General features: G+C 56.5%; 11 protein-coding genes and 1 tRNA gene. 9 read left to right on the forward strand and 3 right to left on the reverse strand.

All coding sequences use genetic code 11. From position 1 onward, the window contains the following. Positions 1-42: 42 nt before the first annotated feature. The 4 genes from ACUM6F_RS10995 (at position 43) to ACUM6F_RS11010 (ending at position 3538) form a co-directional block, all read left to right on the forward strand. Positions 43-1431 (forward strand): DUF7986 domain-containing protein, encoded by a 1389-nt coding sequence (locus tag ACUM6F_RS10995; RefSeq protein WP_445349249.1) that lies wholly within the window; start codon positions 43-45, stop codon positions 1429-1431. Positions 1432-1545: 114 nt separating this feature from the next. Then, positions 1546-2151, forward strand: coding sequence for a DedA family protein (locus ACUM6F_RS11000; protein ID WP_425622025.1), 606 nt, complete (start codon positions 1546-1548; stop codon positions 2149-2151). A 72-nt stretch (positions 2152-2223) separates the two neighbouring features. Continuing rightward, the gene (locus ACUM6F_RS11005) at positions 2224-2931 is read left to right on the forward strand and encodes an N-acetylmuramoyl-L-alanine amidase family protein (RefSeq protein ID WP_445349250.1); all 708 of its coding nucleotides are present in this window, start codon (positions 2224-2226) and stop codon (positions 2929-2931) included. 130 nt (positions 2932-3061) lie between these two features. Then, the gene (locus tag ACUM6F_RS11010) at positions 3062-3538 is read left to right on the forward strand and encodes a YhcN/YlaJ family sporulation lipoprotein (protein WP_425622023.1); all 477 of its coding nucleotides are present in this window, start codon (positions 3062-3064) and stop codon (positions 3536-3538) included. Positions 3539-3569: 31 nt separating this feature from the next. On the opposite strand, the gene pdaB is transcribed toward ACUM6F_RS11010, so the two are convergent. Continuing rightward, positions 3570-4349, reverse strand: coding sequence for a polysaccharide deacetylase family sporulation protein PdaB (gene pdaB / locus ACUM6F_RS11015; RefSeq protein WP_445349251.1), 780 nt, complete (start codon positions 4347-4349; stop codon positions 3570-3572). Between the two features lie 106 nt (positions 4350-4455). Between pdaB and ACUM6F_RS11020 the strand changes: the two genes are divergently transcribed. From ACUM6F_RS11020 to ACUM6F_RS11030, 3 genes are all read left to right on the forward strand, one after another. Beyond that, positions 4456-5586: a D-alanyl-D-alanine carboxypeptidase family protein gene (locus ACUM6F_RS11020; RefSeq protein ID WP_445349252.1), complete on the forward strand. Its 1131-nt coding sequence runs from the start codon at positions 4456-4458 to the stop codon at positions 5584-5586. A 136-nt stretch (positions 5587-5722) separates the two neighbouring features. Then, a tRNA-Val gene (locus ACUM6F_RS11025) sits at positions 5723-5797 on the forward strand. 237 nt (positions 5798-6034) lie between these two features. Beyond that, the gene (locus tag ACUM6F_RS11030; protein WP_445349253.1) at positions 6035-7390 is read left to right on the forward strand and encodes an SEC-C domain-containing protein; all 1356 of its coding nucleotides are present in this window, start codon (positions 6035-6037) and stop codon (positions 7388-7390) included. Between the two features lie 291 nt (positions 7391-7681). On the opposite strand, the gene ACUM6F_RS11035 is transcribed toward ACUM6F_RS11030, so the two are convergent. Then, entirely contained in the window at positions 7682-8701 is a 1020-nt protein-coding gene (locus ACUM6F_RS11035; protein ID WP_445349254.1) for a chymotrypsin family serine protease, read from the reverse strand. Between the two features lie 167 nt (positions 8702-8868). Between ACUM6F_RS11035 and ACUM6F_RS11040 the strand changes: the two genes are divergently transcribed. Next, complete coding sequence (locus tag ACUM6F_RS11040) at positions 8869-10395, forward strand: DNA recombination protein RmuC (RefSeq protein WP_445349255.1); 1527 nt, start codon at positions 8869-8871, stop codon at positions 10393-10395. A 128-nt stretch (positions 10396-10523) separates the two neighbouring features. Next, complete coding sequence (locus ACUM6F_RS11045; RefSeq protein ID WP_445349256.1) at positions 10524-10772, forward strand: PC4/YdbC family ssDNA-binding protein; 249 nt, start codon at positions 10524-10526, stop codon at positions 10770-10772. Positions 10773-10785: 13 nt separating this feature from the next. On the opposite strand, the gene ACUM6F_RS11050 is transcribed toward ACUM6F_RS11045, so the two are convergent. Then, positions 10786-11127, reverse strand: a complete 342-nt coding sequence (locus ACUM6F_RS11050) for a DNA alkylation repair protein (RefSeq protein ID WP_445349257.1) — start codon at positions 11125-11127, stop codon at positions 10786-10788. Positions 11128-11427: the final 300 nt, after the last annotated feature.

Here is an 11427-nt window from a genome sequence, read left to right on the forward strand (position 1 = left end):
ATCGGCTGCCGGCAGGAGTAGCGCGGTGGAGGTCGAATACCTTTGAAGGCGCGTGAAGAGAGCTGCGAGGGGGTTAGAGCCATTATCACGCCAACTGAGCGCTGTCCATGCGGTAGTGATAAACCTTACGCGGAGTGTTGCGGCATAGAGGACAAGGTGGTTTCTCTCGCTCAGGTGAGGTGGCGCCGGACTGCTTCGCAACTGCGCAGGAAACTCAGTGACTTTGCCGAGGAATTCATGTTCGCCAGGGACGCCTCCCGGGCCCAGGATATATACTTTCAGCAGATAGAGGACGATATCTGGGCGCTGGATGAAGATTTTATCATCGAACGCTGTTTTGAATGGTTTATTTTCGACTACCGTTTGTCGGGTGAACAGACCCTGCTGGAATTGTACCGGGATGCCAACCTGGAGAATCTTACGCTGACCGAAGCCCTCCTTCTTGTGCTGTGGTCGGAGGCAAAGAGCCGCTTCTACGAGGTTACGGCGCTGCTGCCCGGCAAGGGTCTGGTCGTCAGGGACATTTTCGAGAACCAGTCTTTTTGGGTGCGGGAGCCCGGTCTTCAACCCGAGGCGGAGGTCGGGCAAATTATTTTTGTCAGGTTATTGAGAGTCGGTGCGGAGTATGAGTTTTCCACCAGCGCCATCGGCATAGCGCCTTCGATGAAGGAGATCGTTCAGGAGTGGGTTAACAGGGACTTCAGGCGGTGGCGGCGCATTCGCCGCCGGCAGGAGGACAATCAGTTTAGCCTCTACCTCCAACAACAAGCTCACCGGCTCAGTAGCCAGGCCATCCGTTTCAGCATGCACGACCAGGCCTCGCTGCCTTGGCGCAGCGATGGGGGCGACCACCCGGTCAAGCGCCTGATGACTCTTCTTCAGGGGGATATTCTCAACAGGATTTGCCGTACCGAAGAGGGACGGGAACAGGTCGAGGTACTCCTGCAGTTAATCCAGGATACGGACGACAAGCCCGGCGCCGACAGCAGGACCAAAACCAGGGAAAAACGTGCTTCCGCCGAGAACACGGTGGCTGGCTATAATTGGCCGAACCAGGGGTATGCCGGGGTTGCCGTACAGGTCGAGGAAGGTCTGAAGGAACTGGGTTACCTGCGGGAAGAAATCCAGATTGCCCTGCGCTTGTGGTATCATTTCTGCGTTCAGGAACATCCCGTCCTGCGCAAGCGGGGGGCCTGGACGGCGGCTGTTATCTACACGATGTCCCGCCTCGACGGGCGCAGGCACATCAGTCAAAACGAGCTTGCTAGGCGGTACAGGGTTGCCGTTTCGAGCGTGTCGAACAATTTCAACAGCCTGTCCCGGGCCCTGAAAATCTTTCCAGAGCGGGGAAAGGACTCAGACCACGGCGGGATCGACCGGTGCCGGGTGCACCCCCTGTTGGACCGCATCATCGCCAGCTTGAAACTCTAAACAAAACAGGACGAAATTTGTGGGACAACCCCTTGCACGAGGGGTTTTTTTTTTGTTCCGGCATACAGATTTATTATTAACGGCTATCACTACCGGACTTTAAGGGGTGACGAGTTGACGGCCCTGCTTGAAATCCTTATCCAGGCCGTGGTGCGCTTCATCGAGTCCCTGGGCTACTGGGGCGTGGCTATCGGGATGGCTATCGAGAGCGCCAACATACCTTTACCCAGCGAGGTGATCCTGCCTTATGGCGGGTTCATGGTCAGCCAGGGGAAGCTGGGTTTTTCGATGACTGTATTGGCCGGCACATTGGGCGGGACGGCAGGGTCGATCCTTTCCTATCTGCTCGGATTATGGGGCGGACGCGCTTTCATCCTGCAATACGGCCGCTTTGTGGGCGTTTCGAGGCATCACCTCGCTCTGGCCGAAAGGTGGTTCGAACGTTATGGCGAGGCGACCGTTTTCTTTACAAGGCTCATGCCGGTGATAAGGACCTTTATTTCACTACCTGCCGGTATTGGGCGGATGCACTTTGTCAAATTTGTCGTCTATACCTTTTTCGGGTCTCTGATATGGAGCATCGTTTTGGTTTTTTTTGGTTACAAGCTGGGCGAGAACTGGCAGACCATAGAACACTGGTTCCGCCGCCTGGATGGCTTGATTGTCGCAGCATTGGTGCTTGCCCTGCTCTACTGGTGGATCAACCGCCACAGGATATAGCAGCCGGCTGTGGAAGTAAGGGAACCATTTCCACGTTTGTCTTTCCTTCCTGCCCGCCACAATAAATGACGTATGAGACACTGGAGAATCACGACCTTTACGTCAGCCGTCTGCCTCGTGACGTTTATCCTTGCCCTTTTGACGGGCGGCCACGCGGCTGCAGCAGCGCATGCCGGCCTGAAGGGGAGAACGATCGTGATCGATCCGGGTCACGGCGGTTTGGACCCCGGTGCCGTAGACGAGGAAAACGGTATTCTTGAGAAAGAGATCAACATCGCCGTGGCCAGGCTTTTGGCGCAACTGCTCCGCGACCAGGGAGCCAGGGTGGTAATGACCTGGGAGGAAGAAAGCGCTTTTTGCCGGGCCGGCGCTGATGGTCCGGTTTGGCGCGTCATGGGTCTGGACGAGCGGGTGGCTGTAGCCAGGGAAAACCGGGCCGACCTGGTGGTCAGTATCCACGCTAACTCCTTTCGCGACCGCCGTTGCTTCGGCCCGGAGATTTTTTATTGCCGCGGTTCGCGGGAGGGGCTGGAGTTAGCCCGGTGTTTTTACCACAAGCTGATGCAGCTTGGGGAAGTAACCGCGGTAGACGTCAGGCCGTCAAGCTACTATCTTCTGCGGGAGACGCCAATGCCGGCGGTCATCATAGAAATGGGCTACATTTCAAATCGCCGCGAGCGCCGCTTGCTGCTGGAGCCGACTTACCAGCAGAAACTCGCTGAAGCTTTCCATCAGGCCATCAACGATTATTTTGCCCGGAAGAAGCATCAGAGCCCGTAACAGGTCGGGGCACGGTTTAACAGGAGAGGTACGATTTACCGCCCCAGATAAAGTATCTTTGCTCCAGGCACCAAGAATACTAAGTCTAGCACCGGTATCCAGTGGAACAGCAGAGAAAGGAGGCGTAAGTTTGAAGAAGAGAAACCTTTTGGTTCTAGCGTTAATGGTTTTTGTCGTATTTGCGGTGTTCGCGGGCTGTAACGCGGCACGCCGGCCGGCGCCTCCGGGGCAGACGCCGCAGAACCCGAACGCGGCCTTGCCGGCCGACCCCCGTGAATCAAGTGCGCTAGCTAAGCGCCTGGCATCGAAGGCCGCGGCTGTGCCGGGGGTCGAAGACGCTGTCGTCGTCCTTTTCGGCACCAACGCTTACGTGGGGCTGAACATGGAACCCAACCAGGAAGGGCGGACAAAAGAGGCGGAAAGAGAGGCGGCGATGCAGGTTAAGCGTGCCGACGACCGAATCCGCAGGGTTCTGGTGACCAGCGACCCGGACCTCGTGACACGGCTGAACAGAATCGCGCGAGGCATCGCCAACGGCCGTCCGGCAAGCGTGTTCGTCGACGAGTTCAGCACCCTGAACAAGCGCATGACGCCGGTAACAAGATAGTGAAACCGCAGTGTAAACTGCGGTTTCACTTTTACTCGCATACCCCACGGCCGCAGGTCATCAGTTCCGCGACCGTCACGATCTTGTAGCCCTTCTCCTTTAACCCCTTGATTATCCTGGGCAGCGCCTCCGGGGTCTGTTCGACGCTGTCGCTGGCGTGCATCAGGATGATCGCCCCCGGGTGTATCAGCCGCAGGACCCTGTTTACGATCCTCTCCACGCCGATATCCTTCCAGTCCAGAGAGTCAACGCTCCACTGCACGGCGGTATAGCCCTCGCCGGAGATTACGTCGAGAACGCGCTCGTTCCAGTCGCCGTTCGGTGTACGGATCAAGTTCGGGGTCCGGCCGGTCAAGTTCTTAAGGATCTCGTGGGCTTTACCCATCTCCTCGGCGATAACGTTGTTCGGGAGCTCGGAGTAGTTTACATGGCGGTGGCCGTGACTGGCGATCTCGTGGCCTTCGGCGGCGATTCGGCGTACGATTTCAGGATGCTGTTCGGCCCAGGGGCCCGAGAGAAAGAAAGTGCATTTCAGGTTTTCCTTTTTGAGAATGTCTAGCACAGGTTCCGGTATTTTTTCCCCCCAGCTGATGTCAAAAGTCAGGGCGGCAACCTTCTGATCGGTCTTGACCTTGTAAATGATACGGGAGTGCGTCGTCGATACCGTTTCAACCTGCTGGTCGAAGACGGTGATCCAGAACAGGAAGGATATGAAGGCCATCAGCGCTGCCGTCAGTACGGCCTGCTTGGCCCGCCGGAAGTTAAAGAAATAGATGTACATGGCGGCACCCACCCGGAAAGATTTGTACAACTATATGATCCAGTGGGCCGTTTATGTCAGTCTCAATGGCATTTGTTGGCTAAATGAAAAGCCTTTTTAAGCGGGACAATAGACGAGGGGGGGGGTTGCCGAAAGAATGGGTAGGTTCTTAAAGATTTACCTATTTGTCCTGCTAGCGGTTGCAATTTTCTTCGGGCCGGACAAATCCTTCGCCGCCCAGGGCCCCTACCTTACCGCCCGGGCCGCTATACTCATTGACGTGGAATCGGGTCAGGTCTTGTTCGGCAAGCAGGAGACCAAGCGTATCCATCCGGCCAGCCTGACCAAGGTCCTCACCGCCATTGTCGCCCTTGAAGAGGGCGACGTGAACGACGTGGTAAAGGTCAGCGACCGCGCCGCCTCTCACGCCCGCGGTTCGATTATCAACTTGCGTAAGGGTGATGTGTTAACGCTGGACAACCTCCTCAAGGCGGCGATGGTGGTGTCGGCCAACGACGCCACCATTGCCATAGCCGACCACGTGGCGGGGGACTACGACCGCTTTATCGAGTGGATGAACTTGAAAGCACAACTGTTAGGAGCATGCAGTTCCCGGTTTGTCAATACGCACGGACTTACTCACCCCAACCACTACTCGACGGCCTACGACCTGGCCCAGATCACGCGTTACGCCTTGCGCAATCCCGATTTCGCCCGCTTGGCCAGCACCAGGGAGACTACGATCATGTGGGAAAACAGCGACCGTCAGGAACATGTACACAACACCAACAGGCTCCTGCGCGGAGGATGGTATGACGGCTGTGACGGCATAAAGACGGGGACGACTTCGGCCGCCGGCCGCTGCCTTATCGCTTCCGCCACCCGCAACGGACGGCAGCTCCTCGCCGTGGTGCTGCACAGCGACAACCGCTACGCCGACGCCGCCAGACTGCTCGACTACGGGTTCAGCATGCCCTCGGTCACTGTCTGCCGCAGGGACGAGGAGGTGGGTACCGTTCCGGTGCTCCGGGGCAAAGCGGCCGAAGTACCCCTGGTATCGGGCGGCGATCTGGAGTTGCTGGTGCCGGAGAACCAGGAAAAGGCGGTCAAAAAAGTCCTAGACGTGCCGCACCAACTTGAGGCTCCCGTCCGCGCGGGGCAGCGCGTCGGCAAACTCGGTCTCTCCTACAACGGGCAGTACCTGGGCAGCGTGCCCCTGTTCGCCGGCGTCGAAGTGCCGCGGAAACCCTGGTACCAGTTGATGTTCGAGCAGATCGGTGCACGGTAACAACCCGCGCGGGCAGTATACATTTTGGTAGGGACCAGGGGGATGGAAGAGAATGAGATCTCTGGCGGCCGAAAAACAGACTCCCGCGGTATGTTGACAAACGATTGTTTTTCCGGCATAATAAAAAATATCCCGAGGGCGGGTAGTTCAGTGGGAGAACGTCTGCTTGACGCGCAGAAGGTCCCTGGTTCGATCCCAGGTCCGCCCACCATCTAAAGAATTCAAACACCCCAGAGCTTTTGACGGCGTTGGGGTTTTTATTTTATACGATAAGTTTTGTATTCGATAAAACAAGTATCTGGTTAACTAGCGAAAAAACGCGAAGGATGCCAGGGTTTTTTTATTTTTATGAAGAAAATCGATAGCGGGAACCTTGCTGCCAGAATTAACACAAGACGATTGGTTAATGTTTGGCAGGAAAAAGAAAAAGGGAGCAGGGAGAAAGAAAATGTTTAGATTCTTTGAGGTTGAACGCAACGACCAGTGCCCGTGCGAGAGCGGCAAAAAATACAAGTGTTGCTGCATGGAGAAGGTAGACGAATACCTGTGCCGGTGGCGGGGACGCTGGGAATGGGTCGAACCGGGATTGAACGAGGCCTTTGCCCTGGCGTGTGGGCTATCGCTACGTCGGGATGAGTGTTTACCGGCACCTGAGAGTATCGAGCGGGCCCTTTCGGCCCTGGGTGCAATGTGGGCAAAGGGGGACGAGGACGAGGTCGTTGCAGGGGTAGTGCAACGTTTGGAAACGCTCGCCCGGCTGTTGCAGACCGATCCCGTGCTGGAGGGAGAGTTGTTCCCGCTTCACAAGCTGCGCAAGGTCCTGGACGAAATCAACGAGATAGGCGAGGATGTTGATCTATCCGAGATGGAGAGCCATTTTGAACGCATAGCGGAGACGTATTTGCCGAGGCTGGTAAACCGCGATGTCGCCGAGGAAATGGCGTGGGCTTTCTTTGAACTTCTCCGGGACTGGAGGTGGACTGATTCCGAACTACAATCCGTTGTTCTCGGGTTGCATTTTTGCATGGATGAGGAATTCACCTACAATCCTTTATGGGAAACGGTTTTAAGGGTTTCGATAGGCGCAGCGGCCGAGTCATTAATCGAGATGGAAAAGCTTGAGGAAGAAGGAGAAATCAATGACAGGGAACGTTTGGAAGATTATCTGGCCAGGCATCCGATCATGGAACGGGAATGGTCGCGGATATTTCGGGAAAAAACGGGGCCTGCGATGGAAGCGATCTTGAACAAGTTAATACCGCTGGACACCCCGCCCTACGCCGTTATGGGTTCCTTACTGGGTATTGCCGACTATGTCAGGAGCTTGCCGGAGCCCGGAGATGAACCGAAGCTGTATGGGTCCATGTTCCAAGCGGTGATGAGCCGTGGAGAATACTTGGACGATTTGATGGGAATAGTCCTGGAGCGGGGATTGGACCTGGACTTCGACATCTTCGTGGACTACGTGACGGCGAGACTGGAGAAATGGCTTGATGAAAAAGGACGGGATGCGGAAGAAGAACTTAAACGCTCGCTGCATTGGGTCCTTGATAATCTAGGGGATGGGATTATTTCCGCCCAGCGCGAAATGCTCAATTTCTTGTACCTGAAAGCGGTTATCAACATGACTGATGAACTGCCGGTACGGTTGCCGCAGGCGGGGTTGGTGCCAGGGGTGGATCTTGACTGGACGAACCGAGAGTCCCTTACGGCCTATATCACGTATTTGCAGGGCGTCGGGAATATCGAGGCCGCCGCGCACGTTAAGGCAGTTTACAACGAGTTTGCCGGGTCCGGTGCTTAGTGTCAGGTTCTTAAAAAGGACGAGTCGGTTGCTGACATCTTTACAATTATTTTAATACGCATAAGAATCCCATCACCCCAAGGCCATGTGGCGCTTGGGGTTTATTGTTGTATATAGGGCTACCATGGTCTCTCGGGAACATCCTCCTCCATTATTGATGTTTCTTGTCAAGATACCAATTCTCGTGAAGGAGTGATGTTCCCTCTAATTCTGTCAGATTTTTTTACCCCGAATTGCTGCTGCAAAGCACGCCATTACTGGATTCTTGGGTCTTACTTGCCGGATCTAAGTTTAAAACTTTACTCCCAGGAGTATGGCCACATTCCGGATATTGTTTAGAATGGTTGCCTCCGTGGACCCGGCGAACAGTAACCCCACCGCTTTATTATCTTCGGTAAGAACGAGGGAGCCGCTGTCGCCGGGCAGACTCATCGGACTGCAGACGATCTGGTCTTCGAACAGGGCGGACTGATTTGCCGACGCTTTAACGGTTATAGTGGCGTCAAGGTAGAGTATCTGGCCGGTTGTCAGACCGGTGGTACGGCCGCTTTTCCTGACTTTCATATGCAGCCGCGGTTCGGCGATACCCTCGACGGGCCCGATGTCCGGGATGGCGGGACTGATCAGGTCGGGGCTGTGAGGACGGGCGAGGGCGGCGTCGACCAGGTTGGCGTGAAATTCCATATGCTTGTAAACCTTCACGAAGTATCGCGGCCTGTATGCCCTGATGAGCAGGTTGAGGGCCTTCTCGAAACCCCTGGCGATCGGGCAGGGGGCTTCCTGAGCGTTGTAACGCACGGGGATAAACCTTTCCAGCACCCCGATGGCGTCGTTTTCCACCGTGCCGCCGTCGTGGTCTCCCGGCTGCAAAACGGGGTCGCCCGGCCGGGCCAGTCCGTCATTTCCGTTGGAGCTGTTTGCCAGGACGTGGTTATTGGAAAGGATCAGCGGTTCACCGGTTCTCTTATCGTAGACCACGGCACCGAAGGTCCCTGCCGAGACCTTGTAATGCCCGATGCTGAGGCCGGGATAAGCGGGTCTGTGCCGTTTCACCCGTTCATCCAGGAAACGCACCTCTCCGATGCAGACGACGTCCGTCGGAAGACCGTCAATCCGCTTGGGAATACGGTGTGCCCGGGGGAGTGCCTCCTCGGGAAGCTTTTTGCTGACAAAGACTGCCAAAGCCATGCGGCCCGTATCCTCGCCGTGGGCCCGCTTGGAGCCGATGCCGACGCCGACGACGTTGGGCAGCTGCATCAGCTGCCAGCGGTGTTTGCTCAGTGACTTGCGATAGTGCAGCAAGACAATCACCTGTTGCCCTTCCTGTTTTTGCTAACAGGGTATGTGGCAGGTCCTTGCTTGGTGATGGCCGGGGTTGAAAGCTTTCCTGGATGGATGTGCCGGCGGCGGATAATGAAGGAAGGCAAGCCCGAACGGCGAATCGTGGTACAAAGGACAGAGCGGGGGGTGTGTGATTTTTGACAGGCAGCCTCGATGCGATGGCCTTTTTGGTTTTCGGGATAGCGGCAGGGGTGGTTGTCGCCTGGTTCATGCTTCGGGTTAAAATGCAGTACGCCTGTGCGAGGGCCAGGGCCGAGGCTGATACCGAACGGGCGGCCCTGGCCGAGAGATTGTACGGCAAAGAACAGCAGGTGCAGGATTTGAAGAGCGCTCTTGAGGAAGCCGTCACCGAAGCAAAGCGTCTCGGGGCAGAGCTCAAGCAGGAATCTGAAAGGCGCGCGGCCGCCGAAGCAAGAACCGGCAGGGTCCCGGAACTCGAAGAGATGGTACGTATAAGGGATGGAAGGATTGCGAAGCTGCAAGACGAGAACGCCGAACTCCTGGTAAGGTTATCCGAACTGGAAACGGCACTAAGGGAAGAACGCAAGGCCGCAGACGAAAAGCTCGCCCTACTTAATGAAGCGCAGCAAAAACTGTCCGACGCTTTCAAGGCTTTATCAGCCGATGCGCTTCGGAGCAACAACCGGACCTTTTTAGAACTGGCCACTGCCACCTTGAGAGAGTTCCAGGAGGGGGCCAGGAGCGACCTTGAAACGCGCCGGAAAGCCATCGACGAGCTTGTCAAGCCCCTTAAGGATTCCTTGGAGAGGGTCAACACGCAAATCCTGGAGATCGAAAAGGAGCGTGCCGCCGCTTACGGGAGCGTTTCCGAGCAGCTCAAGTCGCTTGCAGCCACCCAGGTCCAGCTCCAGGCCGAGACGGCCAGGCTGGTGACCGTCCTGAGGACCCCCGCCGCCCGCGGCCGGTGGGGAGAAATCCAGTTGAGGCGGGTGGTGGAGATTGCGGGCATGGTGGAGTATTGCGATTTTTGCCAGCAGGAATCTGTAAGCACCGCGGACGGACGCCTGCGGCCCGACATGATCATCAGGCTCCCCAACAACAAGAACGTGGTCGTCGACTCCAAGGCGCCCCTGCAGGCCTATCTCGAGGCGCTGGAAGCCCCGGACGAAACTGTCAGGCTCGCCAGGCTCAAGGACCATGCCCGCCACATTCGCGCGCACCTGGCGCAGCTCGGCACAAAGGCCTACTGGGAGCAGTTCAGGCCCGCTCCCGAGTTCGCCGTCCTGTTCTTGCCCGGCGAGACCTTTTTCAGCGCGGCCCTCGAGCACGACCCGGGCCTGATCGAATATGGCGTCGAGCAACGGGTTATCCTGGCCACGCCGACGACGCTGATAGCCCTTTTAAAGGCGGTGGCCTACGGCTGGCGGCAAGAGCGGATCGCCGAAAACGCCCAGGCCATTAGCGAACTGGGGAAGACGTTGTACGAACGCATCCGAGTCCTGGCCGGCCACTTTGCCGACCTGCGGAAAGGACTGGACCGGACCGTGGATGCCTACAACAAGGCGGTGGGTTCCCTGGAGGGGCGGGTCTTGGTTGCGGCCCGGAGGTTTAAGGAACTCGGCGCTTCCACGGGAAGCGACATCGAGATCCTGGAACCTTTGGACAAAACCACCCGCTCCCTCCATGCCCCGGAGACGGAATGAAAAAACCAAATAAAAATAGAGTATTCAGCTTAACAATAGTGACAACATAGTGCCAGCCGCCCGGCTTATGATTTTGGCGAACCCGAACTGAACAGGCTTTTAAGATTTAAGTTGGGAGTGTAACAGAAGTGGCGCAAAAGGATTCGGGGAGCTTTTGGGACGAGGAACGTGAGCCGCACGTCATCAGCAAAAACGACCGGGGCGACGAGATCCACGTGCGGCGGGTGCGGCGCGGGAGGTCGTGGTACTGTGATGTCCGCAACTTTTACAGCGACAAGGAGACCGGGGAAATGCGGCCCGCCAAAGGCATCGCGATTCCCGACGACCTGGCGGATGAGGTGGCGGAGGCGATTATCGCGACAGGGAAGAAACGATAGCCAAACCCGCTTATTATAAGGGCCGGCCTTTCGGTGGGTCTGTTAAAGACCGGGGGTTTTTCAACAGTTCCTCCCGGCTCCGCAGCCTTTGTTGCACTTCCGGGCCGGTCAGCTCGCGGAGGGCATCGGCGGCGATCCACCTGGCGGTCCTGGAAGCCATGCCCTGGATTTCCCGGGCGGTGTCAATAGCTTTCCGGTTCAGGTACAAAGACCTTTTGCCAATCTGCCTCAAGGCCCAGTTTACCGCTTTTTTCACGAAGTTGCGGTGATCGGCGGCCTCTTTTTTTATCAACGGGAAAAACGCCTCGAATCTTTTGTCATCTGCTTGCTTATCACTGACCGCCAGGCGCGCCATCAGCACAAAGCCCGCCCTCTTAACGAACTCTTTCTCTCTCGAACTTCACTCCGCGGATTTTGATAGGCGAATGTGGTTTTCTCAAAGAGGTTCATGCAGCACTGGTCGCATATTTCCCAGTAGACCCTCATTCTGCAAAATGCAGCACCACAGAAAATGAAAAATGGTTACAGCAGGTCTGGGTTATCCCCGACGCTCCATGCTCCGCTTCGACCGTTCTATAAGGCCGTTGAAAAGCTTCGCCCGGCTTTGAGAAGTGTGAGGCGAGAGGTCAGAGGTGAGTATCAATGAAGGAATTCA

It is taken from the genome of Desulforudis sp. DRI-14 (assembly GCF_052618305.1).